Annotated in this window: 13 protein-coding genes and 4 tRNA genes; 7 read left to right on the top strand and 10 right to left on the bottom strand. The window is 66.6% G+C overall.

Annotation, left to right across the window (positions count from 1 at the left end):
• Positions 1–954 (top strand): hypothetical protein, encoded by a 954-nt coding sequence (locus ACGFY5_RS42480; RefSeq protein WP_392730351.1) that lies wholly within the window; start codon positions 1–3, stop codon positions 952–954.
• Here ACGFY5_RS42480 and ACGFY5_RS42475 read toward each other — a convergent pair.
• From ACGFY5_RS42475 to ACGFY5_RS42465, 3 genes are all read right to left on the bottom strand, one after another.
• Positions 893–1,324, bottom strand: coding sequence for a response regulator (locus ACGFY5_RS42475; RefSeq protein WP_392730348.1), 432 nt, complete (start codon positions 1,322–1,324; stop codon positions 893–895). The genes ACGFY5_RS42480 and ACGFY5_RS42475 overlap by 62 nt on opposite strands.
• A gap of 120 nt (positions 1,325–1,444) precedes the next feature.
• Positions 1,445–2,638: an LLM class flavin-dependent oxidoreductase gene (locus ACGFY5_RS42470; RefSeq protein WP_392730346.1), complete on the bottom strand. Its 1,194-nt coding sequence runs from the start codon at positions 2,636–2,638 to the stop codon at positions 1,445–1,447.
• 95 nt (positions 2,639–2,733) lie between these two features.
• On the bottom strand, positions 2,734–3,150 hold the full coding sequence (locus tag ACGFY5_RS42465; RefSeq protein ID WP_392730344.1) for an SRPBCC domain-containing protein: 417 nt from the start codon (positions 3,148–3,150) through the stop codon (positions 2,734–2,736).
• 86 nt (positions 3,151–3,236) lie between these two features.
• Here ACGFY5_RS42465 and ACGFY5_RS42460 point away from each other — a divergent pair, with 86 nt between their 5' ends.
• The gene (locus ACGFY5_RS42460; protein ID WP_392730343.1) at positions 3,237–3,941 is read left to right on the top strand and encodes an alpha/beta fold hydrolase; all 705 of its coding nucleotides are present in this window, start codon (positions 3,237–3,239) and stop codon (positions 3,939–3,941) included.
• Between the two features lie 3 nt (positions 3,942–3,944).
• On the opposite strand, the gene ACGFY5_RS42455 is transcribed toward ACGFY5_RS42460, so the two are convergent.
• From ACGFY5_RS42455 to ACGFY5_RS42430, 6 genes are all read right to left on the bottom strand, one after another.
• Complete coding sequence (locus tag ACGFY5_RS42455) at positions 3,945–4,343, bottom strand: hypothetical protein (RefSeq protein ID WP_392730342.1); 399 nt, start codon at positions 4,341–4,343, stop codon at positions 3,945–3,947.
• 66 nt (positions 4,344–4,409) lie between these two features.
• Positions 4,410–4,793, bottom strand: coding sequence for a VOC family protein (locus ACGFY5_RS42450; RefSeq protein WP_392730340.1), 384 nt, complete (start codon positions 4,791–4,793; stop codon positions 4,410–4,412).
• Between the two features lie 183 nt (positions 4,794–4,976).
• Positions 4,977–5,050, bottom strand: a tRNA-Phe gene (locus tag ACGFY5_RS42445).
• 56 nt (positions 5,051–5,106) lie between these two features.
• Positions 5,107–5,181: transfer RNA gene (locus ACGFY5_RS42440), tRNA-Asp, on the bottom strand.
• Between the two features lie 27 nt (positions 5,182–5,208).
• Positions 5,209–5,281 (bottom strand) — tRNA-Glu (locus ACGFY5_RS42435).
• Between the two features lie 140 nt (positions 5,282–5,421).
• A complete protein-coding gene (locus ACGFY5_RS42430) occupies positions 5,422–6,168 on the bottom strand; it encodes a polysaccharide deacetylase family protein (protein WP_392730338.1) in 747 nt (248 codons plus the stop codon).
• A gap of 230 nt (positions 6,169–6,398) precedes the next feature.
• Here ACGFY5_RS42430 and ACGFY5_RS42425 point away from each other — a divergent pair.
• Positions 6,399–6,471 (top strand) — tRNA-Lys (locus tag ACGFY5_RS42425).
• 139 nt (positions 6,472–6,610) lie between these two features.
• Here the strand turns inward: ACGFY5_RS42425 and ACGFY5_RS42420 are convergent.
• Positions 6,611–8,701 (bottom strand): DUF6119 family protein, encoded by a 2,091-nt coding sequence (locus ACGFY5_RS42420; protein WP_392730337.1) that lies wholly within the window; start codon positions 8,699–8,701, stop codon positions 6,611–6,613.
• Positions 8,702–9,233: 532 nt separating this feature from the next.
• Here ACGFY5_RS42420 and ACGFY5_RS42415 point away from each other — a divergent pair.
• From ACGFY5_RS42415 to ACGFY5_RS42400, 4 genes are read left to right on the top strand one after another with little or no spacing between them, the layout of a single operon-like run.
• Positions 9,234–10,601 (top strand): hypothetical protein, encoded by a 1,368-nt coding sequence (locus tag ACGFY5_RS42415; RefSeq protein ID WP_392730336.1) that lies wholly within the window; start codon positions 9,234–9,236, stop codon positions 10,599–10,601.
• Positions 10,598–12,223 carry a type I restriction-modification system subunit M gene (locus ACGFY5_RS42410; RefSeq protein ID WP_392730335.1) on the top strand — a complete coding sequence of 542 codons (1,626 nt, stop codon included), beginning with the start codon at positions 10,598–10,600 and terminating at the stop codon, positions 12,221–12,223. The genes ACGFY5_RS42415 and ACGFY5_RS42410 overlap by 4 nt, the downstream gene beginning before the upstream one ends.
• Complete coding sequence (locus ACGFY5_RS42405; protein ID WP_392730333.1) at positions 12,216–13,448, top strand: restriction endonuclease subunit S; 1,233 nt, start codon at positions 12,216–12,218, stop codon at positions 13,446–13,448. The genes ACGFY5_RS42410 and ACGFY5_RS42405 overlap by 8 nt, the downstream gene beginning before the upstream one ends.
• Positions 13,449–16,649, top strand: coding sequence for a type I restriction endonuclease subunit R (locus ACGFY5_RS42400; protein ID WP_392730330.1), 3,201 nt, complete (start codon positions 13,449–13,451; stop codon positions 16,647–16,649). It begins immediately after the preceding gene.
• The last annotated feature ends 15 nt before the right edge of the window (positions 16,650–16,664 follow it).

Here is a 16,664-nt window from a genome sequence, read left to right as displayed (position 1 = left end):
ATGAACTACGAGCAGGAGGCGATCGCGCTCTACGCGCTGCCGCCGGCGCAGTTCACGACCGCCCGCGACGTCCGGATCGCGGAGCTCAAAGGGGAGAAGCGGGCGGCGCTCGCCGGGCGCCTGAAGCTGTTACGCCGGCCGACGGTCGCGGCGTGGTGCGTGAACCTGCTGGCCGGGGCGCACCGGGGTGAGCTCCAGGCGCTGGCGGACCTCGGGGCACAGCTCGCCGACGCTCAGCGGCAGGGTGACGCGGGGGCAATCCGGTCTCTATCAGCCGAAAGGCGACGCCGGGTGGCCGCTCTGATCGGGGCGGCAGCGCGGTTGGCGGCGCAGTCGGTGCCGCCCCGCGCGGAGCCGGTGGGATTGGAGCCGACGGTTGTCGCCGACCTCGAAGCGACGTTGAACGCCGCGGTGGCGGATGCGGCCGTGGCTCGGCGGGTGTTGTCCGGGCGGTTGGTTCGGGGTGAGTCGTACGTGGGGTTTGGTCCGCTGCCGGAAGAGGATGGTGCGGGCTCGTCCACACGTGGGTCGGCGAGCGGCGCGTCGTCCACAGGCTTGTCGTCCACAGGTGGTTCGTCGTCCACAGGCGGCGGGCACACAGAGGCGGTCGCGGCTCGTGCGGGTGGCGCTTCGGACGGCAGCGCTCGGCAGCGGGAGGCGGCTGTGGCTGCACATGCGGTGGCTGATCAGGCGGTGGCGGGGGCGCGGGTCGAGCGTGACGGTGCGCGGCGTCGGCGGGACGTCGCCAGGCACGCCCGCGAGGAGGCCGCAGCGGTGCTGGCCGAGGCCGAACGGCGCCTGGTCGACGCGGAGCGCACGCTCGCCGGGTCGGAACGGACGCTCGAGCGTGCCGAGCGGCACCGGGCCGACACCGCGGCCCGGCTCGACGCGCTCACCGCGGAAGGCGAACCGTCCGCCCGTAGAACGTCTCGATCTGCTGCACGATCGACATGAACTGGTCGAGATCGACCGGCTTGGTGACGAACGCGTTGGCCCGCAGCTCGTAGCTGCGAATGACGTCCTCGTCGAGCGCCGACGTCGTCAGCACGACGACCGGGATCGATCGGAGCGCCTCGTCGGCCTTGACCTCGGCCAGCACCTCGCGGCCGTCCATGCGCGGCATGTTCAGGTCGAGCAGGATCAGCTGCGGCCGCGGCGCGTCGGTGTGCGGCGGCTCCTTCCGGAGAAACGCCACCGCTTCGACGCCGTCGGACACCACGTGCAGGTTGCTCGGCAGGTCGTTGGCGCTCAGCGCCTCTTCGATCATCAGGACGTCGCCTGCGTCGTCGTCGACAACCAGGACCTCGAGTGGGGTGGTGGGCATCGAGCTACTCTCCGGTGCTGGCGACATCGTCGGCGAACTTTACCGCTGGGGGCCGACCGGACCTGGCGTCCGGGCAGCGGCAGTGCGTCCGGTGGTCGCTCTGTGGCGCTGAGTGCTTTTTCAGTGAGGTGCGGGGGCCAGGGCGCGCCCCGCGGTACCGGCGAACGGCACGTCGACCTGCGTGAAGTCGAGCGCGGCGGCGTCGGGGTGCTCCCAGAGACCACGCCGGCGCAGGAGCGGAAGGACGCCCTCGGCGAACCAGTACGCCTCCTCCAGGTGCGGATACCCGGAGAGCACGAACTCGTCGATGCCGAGCTCGTTGAGCTCGACGAGCCGGTCGGCGACCTCGGAGTGGCTGCCGACCAGCGCCGTGCCCGCTCCGCCCCGGACCAGGCCGACGCCCGCCCAGAGGTTCGGCGAGATCTCCAGGTCACGCAGCGCGGTGCTGGCCCGGCCCCGGTCGTGCAGCTCGGCCATCCGACGCTGACCTTCGGACTCGCTCTGCGCCAGCCCCTGCTGAACGCGCTGGATCATCTCTGGGTCGAGGCCGGTGAGCAGCCGGTTGGCCTCGGCCCAGGCCTCCTCCGACGTGTCCCGGCTGATGACGTGCAGCCGGATGCCGTAGCGCAGCGCGCGGTTCCGGGCGGCTGCCAGCTCCTTGACCCAGTTGATCTTCGCCGCGACCTGCTCGGGCTTCTCGCCCCAGGTGAGGTAGACGTCGGCGTGCTTGGCGGCGACCAGGCCGGCCGCCGGCGACGAGCCGCCGAAGTACACGTCGGGTACCGGGTCGGGAAGCCGGTTGAGCCTCGAGTCCTCGACCTGGATGTGCTTGCCGTCCAGCGTCAGCGTCTCGCCGCGCCAGAGCCGGGTCACGACCTCGAGGAACTCGTCGGTGCGCTCGTAGCGGCCCTCCTTGTCGAGGAAGTCGCCGTAGAGCCGCTGCTCCTTGCTCTCACCGCCGGTGACGACGTTGAGCAGGAGGCGGTTGCCGGAGTGCCGCTGGAACGTCGCCGCCATCTGGGCCGCGAGCGTGGGGGAGAGCAGGCCCGGCCGGAACGCGACGAGGAACTTCAGCCGCTCGGACGTGCCGGCCAGCATCGCCGTGGTGAGCCAGGCGTCGTCGCACCAGGCACCGGTGGGGGTGAGCGCGCCGACGAACCCGAGCTGTTCGGCCGCCCGGGCGATCTGCGTCAGGTAGCCCAGCGACGCCGGTCGGTCGCCGGCCGCACGCCCGAGATCGACGCCGTGACCGCCGGCGACGAGATTCCGGCTGTCGCCCATCGTCGGGAGGAACCAGTGGAAGGTCAGGCTCATCGGGGTCCTTCCGGTGTCTGCGGGGGCACCGGCTAATCCTAGTTTTTAGATAGGAAAGGGCAACGGGTGAATGACGGTACTCACTGCCGCTCCACTCACTGCCGCTCGGCAAGGGCGGACGTGATCGCGCCGAGCACGTCGCTCCAGTGGGTGCGTTGACGTTCGCGCTCGTCGGCGTCGACGAGGTGCTCCTGGTGGAAGCGGACGGACGTGCCGGTGGCCGCCGGGCGGACGACGAGCTGGACGATGCTGTCGTGCGTCCAGACCGCTGGCCGCCAGGTGATGCGGATCCGGTCGCCGGGCCGGAAGCTGCGGACCTCGCCGGCCGTGCCGTCGTCGGCGGTGTACCGGGCACCCTTGGTGGGCTCGAGCAGCGCGCCCGGCCCGACCCACAGCGCCACGCCCTCCGGCGAGGTGAGGAAGCTCCACACCTCGGCCGAGCCATGGGACACAGTGCGCGAGACGCCGATCTCCCATCCGACGTCTCTCGTCTGACCTACCGGTCTCTCCATGGCTCCAGTCTCCCGGGTGGGTCCGACACTTCCGCTCGGAGCGGAACCGGACTCTTCCACCGCCCGGTGAATGATTGCGTGGGGCCATGAGGCTGATCTACGTGCACGGAGCATGCGTGCGTGACGGGGACTGGTGGTGGGAGCGGATGGTGACGCCGCTCGCCGCCGCAGGGGTGCGGAGCCGGGCGGTGGCGCTCCCCAGTTGCGTCGACGACGTGGGGGCCGGGCTCGAGCTCGGTGACCTGTACGACGACGCAGCCGCGGTGCGGGCGGTGCTCGACGAGGACGACGAGCCGGCGGTGCTGCTCGGTCACTCGTACGGGGGCACCGTGATCACCGACGCCGGCCACGATCACCCGGCCGTGCGGGGACTCGTGTACGTGGCTTCGCTGCTGCCGGACGTCGGTGACTCGCAGGCGAGCGTGACCGGCTCGGATCCGGCACCCTGGCTGGCCCCCGGCGCTGGCGGCACGATCGGCGTGCTGCCCGACGTCGTCCGTGAATTGTTCGTGCAGGACTGCGACGGCGCAGTGCAGGACGCGGCCGTAGGCCGCCTGACCAGGCAGGCGATGACCCCGTTCGGCCAGCCCGTGCGGGGTGCGGCCTGGCGGGAGGTGCCCGCGACCTACGTCGTCTGTACGGACGACCGCGCGATCCCGGCCGCCGTGCAGCGCGAGCGGGCAGCTCACGCGGAGAAGATCGTCGAATTCGAGGCGGGGCACCATCCGTTCCTGGCCCGCCCGGAGGACTTCGCGACCTTGCTGCTCGACGTGTTGCCGCCCGCCCGCTGACTGCTATCTCGGTTCGGCGGTCTCGATGGTGGCCCACTCCTCCAGGTAGGTCAGTACGTCGTGGACGGGGCGGTCGGTGGCCTGGGCCAACCGCTTCAGCAGTTCGTTCTCGATCTTCACGTGGGCGGCCAGCTGCTGGCTGACCAAGTCGGACGTCGGCGCGCTGATCGCATCGCCCATGGCCACCGCACCGGCCATGAACGCGTCCGGGATCGTGCGGGGCCGCCGCACCCGGAACTCACGCTGCAGATCGTCGAGGTCGGGCTCCACGGTCGCGGTGCCGTACACCGCGGACCACGACGCGACCGCCCCAGGCATCGACGCCTCGTCGGCGTGCAAGGACTGGAGCAGGGCTACCGCACCGTGGAGTGCGGAAGCCACCCCCTCGGTGTTCTCGTACATCCGTCGCCTCCCCTGGCTTCGTCGGTGGCACCGTAGCGGCGACCACCGACGGTTTTGGGTCCGCGATCAGCCGCGCTCGGCGGCGCTGCGTTCGACGCAGAATTCGTTGCCCTCCGGGTCGGCCAGGGTCACCCAGCCGGTGCCGTCGGGGCGCCGATGATCGGCGACGAGCGTGGCGCCCAGCGCCAGCACCCGAACGACCTCTTCGTCGCGGGTTCGCTCGACCGGCTGCAGGTCGAGGTGGATCCGGTTCTTTCCCGACTTGGTTTCGGGCACCGGGACGAACAGCAGGGCCGGGCCGCCGTCCGGGGCCACGAGCAGCGCCTCCGGGTCGTCGGGGTGGTTGCCGTCCTCCGGGTGCTCGCCGTAGCCGGTGACCGCGGCCCAGAACTGGGCCAGTTCGTAGGGGTTGGAACAGTCGATGGTGATGTTCCGAACACGGACGCTCATGCGATGTCCTTCGCAGGCGCGCGCCGCCGTGGCCGCAAGGGCGTCGGTCAGCTGACCCCGGGAGGCGCGGAAACAATGGATGTGATCATCGCCGCACCTCCTCCCGTGCCGTGGACGCCGCAGTCAGTGTCCCAGACGGGGCAAACAAAAAAGACGCCCTGATGAAGGGCGCCTCGAGGATTGTGGCCAGGGGCGGGGTCGAACCGCCGACCTTCCGCTTTTCAGGCGGACGCTCGTACCAACTGAGCTACCTGGCCGAGTGCGGCGACTGATGACGCCACTCTGCTGCCGCGCCGTAGCGCGGCAGCAAGAGCGGTCCCGACGGGATTTGAACCCGCGACCTCCGCCTTGACAGGGCGGCGAGCACTCCGAACTGCTCCACGGGACCTGGTCCGGGTAAGACCGGGTCTTGCCGTGCCCCCAACGGGATTCGAACCCGTGCTACCGCCTTGAAAGGGCGGCGTCCTGGGCCACTAGACGATGAGGGCGTGATCCCGAACGGCGTTCATGTTGTCACACATGATCGCCGGGCGGTGCACCCACCCCGTCCGCGTCGGGAGCGTCATCAGCATAAGCGACAACGAGGCCGGGTTGCAAAAGCGCCCCCGGCGCTGAACGAAATCCCAGGTCAGAGCCGGGCGAGACGGTACTTGGACTTGAGTTCGGGCAGCAGAACCTTGCACGCGGCCACGGTTCGGGACCGGTCTCCGCCGCCGTCGTGCATCAGCACGATCGTTCCGGGGCCCACGCCGGCCCGTACCCGCGTCACGATCGTGGAGCTCGGCGGCTTCGCCCAGTCACGCGGATCCACGACCCACCCGAGCAACGCCATGCCCTGCTGGCGCGCCACCGACACGATCGTGGCGGACCAGTTGCCGCCCGGCGCCCGGAAGTACGTCGGCCTCACGCCGCCGCTCGCTCGGGTGATCAGCCTGCTCGTCGCGCGCAGGTCGGCGTCGATCACGGAACGGGATTTGGTCTTGAGGTTCAGGTCGTGGCGCATCGTGTGGTTGCACAGGGTGTGACCGTCAACAGCGATCTTCCGGACGAGGTCCGGGTGGGCCTTCACGTTGACGCCGATCAGGCAGAACGTCGCCTTAATGTGGTTCTTGCGTAACAGGGCGAGCACCTGTGGTGTCCAGTGCGGGTCGGGGCCGTCGTCGAACGTGAGCGCGACGGCGGAGTTGCCCGTGTGGCGGTACGGCGCCGACGTCGGCCGGAGCAACGGCTTCGGTGTCGGTCGCGTGGTCGTCACCGCCACGGTGCGGATCGCGGCCCCGTCGCTGCCTAACGCAGCCTGCGACGGTCCCGGGCTCACACCGAGCGCCGCGACCAGCGCGACGATCGCGCTGACGCCGAGCAGCGTGCTCCTCATGGGTTCCTGCCTGTCGTTAAGTGCCGTATGTCTAGATGAGCACTGTGAACGACGGAGGGCTGCGACGCTCGTTTGTGTCGGAAACTCGGCACCTTGGGGGCGTTTGAGGCGGTCGCTCGTCCAAATCGGGCTCTACGGTTGATCTGGTTCGGGGGATGTTCTGTCGCTGTCGGCGTTCGGGTCTGAGACACTTACTCGGGGCGCGACGGAGGATGGTCGCGTCCTGTGTCGGGCCGTTAGCTCAACTGGCAGAGCAGCGGACTTTTAATCCGCGGGTTCTGGGTTCGATCCCCAGGCGGCCCACCCGCTGACCTGCGAGAACGTCCGATCCTGAGTGGTCGGTCGGGGAGTCGCAGGACACTTTACTGACATCTTTCGCTGCGGGCCGGGTTCAGCTCCGCTGCTGCGGGCGTCGCCGGCAACGCCCGCAGCCCGTCGCTCCTCAGGCTGCAGGCGGACGCTGGGCGCCCACAGCCAGCTGGGCCTTCGGCATGGCGAACTCCACGATCCAGCCCATGCCCTTCAGGGTGCGCACCGTCTTGTAGAGGGAGACGCGGGACAGCAGCGGCAGGGTGCGCGGCGACGGCACACCAGTCCAGCGTCCGAGGATCAGCAGGCACGCGGTCATGACCTCACGCTCTCGGTTTTCCACGCGGGCCAGCCGGGCGCACAGGGCCTCCGCGATGTCGGAGGTGGGGTGATGGGTGGTGGCGGTCATGACGCGGTCCAGCAAGGCGTCTCGGGCTCCGGCGAAGTTCTCGTACAACGTCGCGGCGGTGATGGCCTGAGTGCTCAGGTGACTGAACGACGAGGACGCGCCTTTGGGCTTGACGAAGACCAGGGTTCCGTCGTCGGTGACCAAATCGCATGGCTCAACAGCCGTCTGACCCGGCAGAACGATGTTGGTGCGGTCAAGCTTGGCCAGACGATGGCCGCTGACGTCGGGTGCGGTGTCGTTGTAGGTGCCTTCGGTGCCGCCCCGGTAGGGCGGGAACGGGAACTCCGAGATGTGGACGGCGGCAAGTGCCTGGTCGACGCGGTCGAGGTAGTCCCGGTCAACCCGGAACAGCGTTCCGTCGCTGAGCAGGTAGTGGTGGCCGGCGTGGCCGAACTCGGTGACCAGGCAGTCGAGAACGGCGACCTTGTGGATGGCCTCGGGCTTTCCTTCGAGCATGTAGCGGAGATTGATCCGCTGGAGGTCGAGGCTGGGCACGGATGTGGCCCGTGAGTGGAGCCACCGGCTGAGATCTTCCCAGCGCGGGTAAACACGGTAGGGGCTCGTGCGCTCGCCCGGAAAACTGACCAAGATGCGGCCGTCTCCGTCGCCGGAGATAGATGGCAGCACGAGATCGGTCTGCGGTTCGTCGCCGATCAGGGCCCGCCGGATGTACTCGCCGATCACGTCGTTGAACTCCGGGCCTTCCTCCACCGGGACGATGTAGTCCAGCCACTCCCACTTGGCCTTGTAGTCGTCACGTTGGCGGATTGCGACAAGGTACTCGGCCAGCTGCTCGAAGTTGTCGAGGCTATCGATCGGCGTCTCGAAGCGCAGGCTGCGACCGCCGTGGATATCCAGCATCAGATCGTCGTCGGTGCGGACGTGGATCCCGCGGAGGAGATCGACCTCGGTGTCCAGACGCAGTCCAGCGACCGGCGTCGGGCCGCTCGCGACCGCGTGAAGCCGGTGCCGGTAACCGCCCCGCGCGTCGGCGCTGACGCTTCGCACGGCGTGGGAAGGGTCCCCCGATGCTCGCGTGCGGCGCCGTGGGGCACTGTTCAGCTGACGCCACGGGGGAATCTCGTCGCCGGCGCAGTGCTTGTTCAACGCCACGACCATCCCGAATCGCGAGTCGGTGAGGCGGGACGGTACCGACCGGGAAAGGCCACTGAAACAGAACAGCACGTAGCGGCGGTCGTCATCGTCGAGGGCTACCCGTGCGATCACGACCGCGGTCGCGGCCGTCTCGTCAGCGTCTCCGGGCAGGGGTAAACCGAACGCCCGGAGCAGCGGCTTCCACGGCGCGCCCGGCCTGGGCGCGGTGCGCAGGCCGGCCTGGAGCCGCACTTCGGTGTCGACCTCGCCCGGGACGAAGAGCATGGAGCCGTCGGCCCGGACGTACCAGTCGAGCTCGTGCTCTTCGGCCAGCACGTCGTATACGGCCGAAGGTCCGACTCCCGGCGCCAGCAGTAGCGCGGTCAGCGACACGAACGCGTACGGGGTATCCGACAGATTCGACATCCCGATGGCAACCTCCCTATCTGCCCCTTTAGTAGATGGGGGCATGCCGAGTTCCTTACCGGTCACAACGACACCTTTCATCAATTCGATCGATGGCCTGAATCCCCACTCGGCACATCTGCAACATCCGAGCGTGAGTCGAGTGTGGCGGGGGACTGCCAGTTCTCCTCGCCGATCACTGATAAGTGGGCTTCTCATCAATGGATGCGGGATCACGATCGATCGATCGTTACGTTGCGATAGCTTCAGCAAATCACCAAAGTCCACAAGGGAGGTGTAAGTGATGCCCGACACCGGGCCGACGCTTACCCTCCGCGGTATCGCTCAACTGGCCGGCGTACAGCGCGCGGTGGTGAGCACGTGGCGCAGTCGTCCGCGGGCGCGCGGCCTCGACCTGCCGTTTCCCGCGCCGGTTTCGACAGCCGACTCCGTCGAGCGATTTCGTACGGATCAGATCGTTGATTGGCTAGAACGCACCGGACGCGGCAATCGTACGGACATCAGACTTGAAGCCCTGTCCCTGAGCGTCCCGATTGGTGCCGACCTGGAGGAATTAGTCACGCTACTTTGCCTGCGCGCCTACGCCGAGCACGGAATCGCCACCTTATCGCCGACAGGTCGCGCGGAACTAGCCGAACAGGCCGATCCGGATGATCGATTCCTCCGGACCGAAATCGGACGTGTTGCCGCAGCCGAGGGAACGCTCCGTTTCATTGATGATCTCTTCGACGCGTCATTCGGACTCCCCGATGCACTCGCGCGGCTGGAATCCGGACCGGCCGGTCACGCCGCACCGCGCAGAGAGCTGACCACCGACGCGGTCGCCGTGCTCACCGCTCTCGTGCAGAGCGCCGGCCTGCACCTCGATCCGGAAGGCGTCCCGATCGCCCCCGCCGGCATCCCGCCAAGGCTGGTGCTCGTCCTCGCCGAGGCCAGCGGCGCTCCGCACCTGCTGATTAACGGCGACGAACCACTGGAACGGGAGCTGCGTCGCTGGGCGGTCCTCGGCGGCCGGGACACGGCCACCGATGGGGGCGACGACGCATTGATCCGCGTCCTTTCGGTACTCGGGCTGCCGGACGGGGAAGCCCTGGATCGAGTCGATCGGCTGGTCCTCGATCTCCGTCCCCACGATGTGGCAGTAGTCGTCGGTGCCAGCAGCGTGCTCTGCGACGCTCTGCGGCCGGCAGCTGAACGACTGCGCGCAGGCACACTGCGGTTGGGTCGACTCAGCGTTGCTCTACGACTGCCCCGAGGGCTGTGGCGACATGCCCACCGCCAGGCCCTCGGCGTCTGGGTGTGCGAGGGCGGGCGCAACTTCCTCCATCCGCTGATCGCCGATCTCAGCGCGGACGCACCAGCCGAGATCGCCGTCGGTGACCTCGCCGCCGATGTCTCTGCGGCGTTGGTCGACGGTCGGGGCCGGGCATTCCGCTACCTCCGGCCCGTCGAGCTGGCGACCGTGCTCGCCGGTGGCCCGCTGGTCCCCGAGGGAGCGCGAGCACCCCGCCCACGGGAAGCGGTCGGGCATGACTACCTCGATCGTGCCCAGTCCGCAGCGCTGGTCGTTGCCGAGCCGCTTCCCGCGCTCCACGTATTCGTGACTGCGTCGCCCGGGGCGGTACTGCAACGGCGGCGATCCCTGGGGGAACTCCACGAAGGACCCGGGGTGACGGTGATCAACGGCCGGGTGATCGGGCCAGAGCACACGATGCCGGGCGGATCGGTCCGGGTGCTGAGCGCCGACGGCCCGGTCGACGGCCTCACGCTGGATCCGCTCGACGTCGACCGGCTCTATCCACGGGCATCGCGAACCGAGCCCAACGACGTCGTCTTCGTCGACGGCGCCCGGCCCCGTGCCTGGGTCGACGCGGACGGCGGAGCTCTGGTCGCCTCACCCGCTCGCATCCTGCGCCTTCGCCCACCCGTCAGCTGTGGACCCCACACCCTCGCCGCGATCATCAACACCCGGTCACGGCCAGGCGAGTGGCGAACCTGGGAGATCCCGCTGCTCGACTCCGGAGCCGCCGCTGCCCTGGATGCGGCCGTCGCCGAGATAGCCGTCCATGACATCCGCCTCCGGACCCGGCAGACAGCACTCCGCGAGCTGACCATCGCCCTCCTGGATGGCGTCACCGCAGGCGCGATCGACGTCGTCCCTCGTATTGCAGACCAGGAAGGACCCGCGACATGATCCCCCGTCCGAGGCAGGAGGCGCTGCTGCCTTCGACCATGAAGGAACTGAAGGACACCCTCTGGAAGGCCGCCGACCGGCTCCGTGGATCGCTGTCGGCCAGCCAGTACAAGGACGTCATTCTCGGTCTGGTCTTCCTCAAGTACGTATCGGACGCCTACGACGAACGGCGCGAACAGATCCGGGCTGAGTTGGCTGCCGACGGAATGGACGAGAGCCAGATCGAAGACCTGATCGACGACCCCGAGGAGTACCAGGGGTACGGCGTGTTCGTCGTTCCCCCGGCCGCGCAGTGGGATTACCTCGCCGAGAACGCCAAAGGCAAGCCGGCGATCGGAAGCGAGCCGGCTAAGACCATCGGTCAACTCGTCGATGAGGCGATGAGCGCGGTCATGAACACCAACCCCGCACTGATAGGCACGCTTCCGAGGCTTTTCAACAAAGACAACATTGACCAGCGACGCCTCGGTGAACTGATCGACCTGTTCAACAGCGCCAAGTTCAGCCGCCAAGGCGAGCACCAGGCCCGCGACCTGATGGGCGAGGTCTACGAGTACTTCCTCGGCAACTTCGCCCGCGCCGAGGGCAAACGGGGCGGGGAGTTCTTCACCCCACCGAGCGTGGTCAAGGTGATCGTCGAGGTCCTGGAACCCTCGCACGGCCGGGTCTACGACCCCTGCTGCGGTTCGGGGGGCATGTTCGTCCAGACTGAGAAGTTCATCTACGAGCACGAAGGCGACCCGAAAGACATCGCCGTATACGGCCAGGAAAGCATCGAGGAGACCTGGCGAATCGCGAAGATGAACCTCGCGATCCACGGCATCGACAACGCCGGCCTCGGGGCGCGCTGGGGTGACACCTTCGCCCGCGACCAGCATGCCGATGTCCAGATGGACTACGTGATGGCCAACCCGCCCTTCAACATCAAGCACTGGACGCGCCGGGAGGACGACCCGCGCTGGGTCTACGGAGTGCCGCCGGCCAACAACGCGAACTACGCCTGGATCCAACACATCCTCTCCAAGCTCAAGCACAACGGCAGTGCCGGTGTGGTGATGGCCAACGGCTCCATGTCGTCGAACACCAACGGTGAGGGGCAGATCCGGGCCCGGATCGTCGAAGCCGACCTGGTCTCGTGCATGGTGGCGTTGCCGACCCAGTTGTTCCGTAGTACCGGGATCCCGGTCTGCGTGTGGTTCTTCGCCAAGGACAAGAAGGCCGGCGAGTACGGCGCGATCGACCGTCGTGGCGAGGTGTTGTTCATCGATGCCCGCGAGATGGGCTACATGGTGGATCGGGCGGAGCGCGCTTTGTCCAACGACGACATCGTGAAGATCGGCGATGCGTTCCACGCCTGGCGCGGGACCTACTCCGCCGCGCGGAAGCAACTCACCTACGGGGACGTTCCGGGTTTCTGTAAGTCCGCCGGTTTAGCCGACATCAAAGACGCCGATTATGCGCTGACGCCGGGTCGTTACGTCGGTTCCGTTGCCGCCGCAGACGACGGGGAGCCGATTGACGAAAAGATTGCTCGACTTTCGAAAGACCTGCTTGCATCCTTTGAGGATTCTGCACGTATAGAGAGCCTGGTTCGCGATCAACTGGAGCGACTCAGTGACTGAGTGGCGGTTTACGCGTCTGGAAGACATAGCCTCGAACGAGAAAAGTGCAATTTCTAAACCCTACGGTTCTGCCATATTGAAGGATGACTATCGTTCGACTGGAGTGCCGGTCGTGCGAGGAGTTAACCTCGCCCGCGGACTGTTCCATGATGACGACTTCGTCTTCGTCTCCCCGAAGTTGGCGGATAAGATGCCAGGGGCGAATCTTGCCGCTGGAGATCTCGTCTTCACGCATCGTGGAACTATAGGCCAAGTATCGATGATTCCGCGATCTCCTCGATACGACCGTTACGTCGCGTCTACGAGCCACGTCAAAGTGCGCCTAGATCCAGCTCGGACTGCAGCCGAGTTTTACTACTACTGGTTTCAGTCTACGGCTGGTCGGGAATCCATACTCGTCCACTCATCCTCGGTAGGCGTCCCCGGGATTGCTCAACCCGTGTCCGCCATTAAGTCATTGTTGGTTCCCCTGCCTCCCCTTTCGGTTCAGCGTTCTGTTGCGCAAATTCTCGGTGCAATTGACAGCAAGATTGACGCCAACAATCGCTCAGTGGACCTGCTTGTAGAGCTAGCCGACAGTCGATTTACTCAGGCTTCGATACTCGCGCTTCGTGATGGACCGGTCATTTTCGACGAGGTAGCGTCGGTTGGTGGTGGCGGTACGCCGAAGACGTCTGTTCCGGATTACTGGGGAGGGCGGATTCAATGGGCAACACCCACAGATGTCACTAATCTTCGGGCGCCTTACCTATCTCGCACCGCACGTAACATTACCGACGGTGGACTTGTCGCGTGTTCCTCGCCGCTCTATCCGACGGGCTCGATCCTGATGACATCCCGTGCGACTATCGGCGCCTTTGCGATTAACCAGGTTCCGGTTGCAGTCAATCAAGGCTTTATCGTCGTCAATGCAAGGAATCCGGCTAATCAGTGGTGGCTATATCACGAGATGCGCGCGCGCGTCGATGAGTTTTTAAATCATGCAAACGGTGCAACATTCTTAGAGCTTCCGCGACGAAAGTTTAGATCAATGACCATGCAGACGCCGACAGGTGAGCACGCTAGGTCTTTCGCCGCGAGAGTAGGGCCACTTCATGAGATGGCGGCCCAGTTGATGAAAGAGTCTGAGATTTTGGCTAGCACGCGGGATGAACTGTTGCCGGCTCTGCTGTCGGGGCAAATTCGTGTGCGGGACGCGGAATTGGTCGTGGAGGAGGTGGTGTAGGTGTCCGAGCCGTCGGGGTTAAGTGAGGCGGACTGGGAGTCAATCGCGCTGGAAGCACTTGCCGGTCAAGAGTGGATGCCCATCCCGGGCGCGGAGATCGCCCCAGGCGCCGACCGTGGCCGTCCGTCGTGGGCGGACATCGTTCTGCCGGAACGCGCCTTGGCGAAGATGCGTGAGCTGAACCCGCTCGTGCCGGGTGACTACCTAGCCCAGGCGTTGGCCGAGATCATCCAGCCGAAATCCCAGGACGCGATCGCGGAGAACTTCCGGTTGCACCAGATCCTCACGCAAGGTTACCGAGGCATCAGCTATACCGACTCCGACGGCGTCGAGCAGAACCCGACGATCCGGTTGGTCAGCCACCGGCCGTGGGAGAACGAGCAGTTGGCCGTCAACCAGGTGACGGTCCGCTCGGCTGAGGTGGAGCGCCGGTTCGACATCGTGCTCTACCTCAATGGTCTGCCAGTCGCGATCATCGAGTTGAAGAACGCTGCCACCAAGAAAGCAGACCTGCCCGCAGCCCACGCGCAGCTCGCCACCTACCTCCGCGAGTTCCCGATGGCGTTCCGATTCACCGTCGTCACGGTGATCAGCGACGGGATCACCGCCCGGTATGGCACCCCGTTCACGCCGCTCAACCACTACTCGCCGTGGAACGTCGATGACGACGGCAAGCCGCTGAAGCCGGGCGAGATCGTGGACGATCTGAGTCTCGGCATCGAGCTCGAGTATCTCGTCGATGGCGTCTTCAACCCTGAGCGGTTCCTCCAGCTTCAGCGCAACTTCGTCGCGTTCGACGGCGGCGCCGACGGATATGCCAAGCGCATCGCCAAGCCGCACCAGTACTTCGCCGTCACCAAGGCCGTCGGCACGACCATCACCGCGGTGAACAAGGACGGCCGGGCCGGGGTGGTCTGGCATACCCAGGGCTCTGGCAAGTCGATGGAGATGGAGCTCTACGTCCATCTGGCTGCCCAGCGGCCCGAATTGCGCAACCCGACGTTCGTCGTCGTCACCGACCGCAAGGAACTCGACGGGCAGTTGTTCGAGGGTTTCGCTCGGTCCCTGCTGTTGGCTGAGCGGCCGATCGCGGTGACCCGCCGGGCTCAGCTGCGGGAACAGCTGACCAACCGCATCACTGGCGGAATCATCTTCACGACGCTGCAAAAGTTCAGCCGCACGCAGGAAGAACGGGAGGCCGGCGCCGACCATCCCCAATTGTCGGATCGACGGAACATCATCGTCATCGCCGATGAGGCGCACCGCAGTCACTACGACGACCTCGATGGCTACGCCGCCTGGCTCCGCGAGGCGCTGCCGAACGCCTCCTTCCTCGCCTTCACCGGCACGCCGTTGTCCTTCGCCGAACGCAACACCGAGGAGGTCTTCGGGAAGGTCATCGACACCTACGACCTGACCCGAGCGGTGCGGGACGGCGCGACGGTGCCGGTGTACTTCGAGGCACGCCTGGTGAAGGTCGGGCTCAAGGGCACTGTCAGCGACGAAGACCTCGACCAGGCCGCCGACGAGGCCACTGCCGGCCTCGACGACGTCGAACGAGCCCGGGTAGAGAGCTCGGTCGCCGTCATCAATGAGGTGTACGGCGCTCCGGAACGCCTACGCGCGCTCGCGGCGGACCTCGTCGACCACTGGGAAGCCCGATCGGCGCAGATGATCAAGTTCATCGAAGGCCCCGGCAAGGCGATGATCGTCGGCGGTACCCGCGAGATCTGCGCCAACTTGTACACCGAGATCACGGCACTCCGGCCGGAGTGGCACAACGATGCTCTCGACCGGGGAAAGATCAAGGTCGTCTACTCCGGTTCGGCACAGGACCAGCCTCCCGTCTCCCTTCACGTCCGGCGGTCCGGGGACAACAAGGTGATCCAGCAGCGGCTGCGCGATCCCGACGACGAACTGCAGCTGGTCATCGTCAAGGACATGATGCTGACCGGCTACGACTCGCCGCCGCTCCACACGCTCTACCTGGACCGGCCGCTGAAGGGTGCGTTGCTCATGCAGACGCTGGCCCGGGTCAACCGAACCTTCCGCGGCAAGCCTGACGGTCTTCTCGTCGCCTACGCGCCGCTGGTCGACAACCTGGCGAAGGCACTGGCGGAGTACACCATCGATGATCGAGCAAACAAGCCTGTCGGCAAGGACATCGACGAGGCCGTTGCCCTGACGGCGACACTGATGGCCGCGCTTGATCGCACCTGCGCGGGCTACGAGTGGCGGTCCCAGCTCACCGGAGGGCCGAAGAGCTGGGTCAAAGCCGCCGTCGGCCTGACCAATTACCTGCGTTCCCCGCTGACTCCCGGCAACAAGGTGGTCGACGGCGAGGAGAGCCTCGGCGATCGATACCGCAGGCTGGCCAATCAGCTCGCCCGCGCCTGGGCGCTCTGTTCCGGCAGCGACACCTTCGACGCTCTGCGGCGGCGGGACGCGAAGTTCTACGAAGAAGTCCGGGGCTGGATGGCCAAGTTCGACGCCCAGGAGCGTCAAGCGTCCGGCAAGCCGGTACCGGAGGAAATCCAGCGGATGCTCTCCGCGCTTGTAGCCTCGTCGACGGAATCCGGCGAAATTCTCGACATCTATCAAGCCGCCGGCATCCCGCGGCCGAGCCTTGCCGATCTCAGTACGGATTTCCAGGCCAAGGCGCGGGCCGCGAACAACCCGCACCTGGCGATCGAGGCGCTGCGGTCACTGCTGGTCGCGGAATCCGCGCAGGTGGCACGGCACAACCTGATCCGCCAGCGGGCCTTCTCCGAGCGCATCGCGGAGCTGATGCGGAAGTACACCAACCAGCAACTGACCTCGGCCGAGGTGATCGCCGAGCTGGTCGCGTTCGCCAGGGACATCGCTGCCGAAGGTAACCGAGGCGCGAACTTCGAGCCGCCGCTCTCGACTGACGAACTGGCCTTCTACGACGCGGTCCATACAAATGAATCGGCCGTGGAACTCCAAGGCGAGGACGTACTGGCGCAGATCGCTCGTGACCTGGTCGGGATCATGCAGCGGGACGTGAAGACCGACTGGACAGTGCGCGACGACGTCCGGGCCAAGCTCCGGTCGTCGATCAAGCGCCTCCTGGTGCGGCACCGGTATCCACCGGACAAGCAACCCGAGGCGATCCGCTTGGTGATTGAGCAGATGGAGGCCATGGCGCCCTACTACGCGGCGCAGCGAGCCTCGGCTTAGGGCGGTCCGTTCTGG

It is taken from the genome of Cryptosporangium sp. NPDC048952 (assembly GCF_043197895.1).
Taxonomy (GTDB): Bacteria; Actinomycetota; Actinomycetes; order Mycobacteriales; family Cryptosporangiaceae; genus Cryptosporangium.
The sequence above is the reverse complement of the archived record's forward strand: the minus strand, read 5'-3'. Positions and strand labels throughout refer to the sequence as shown.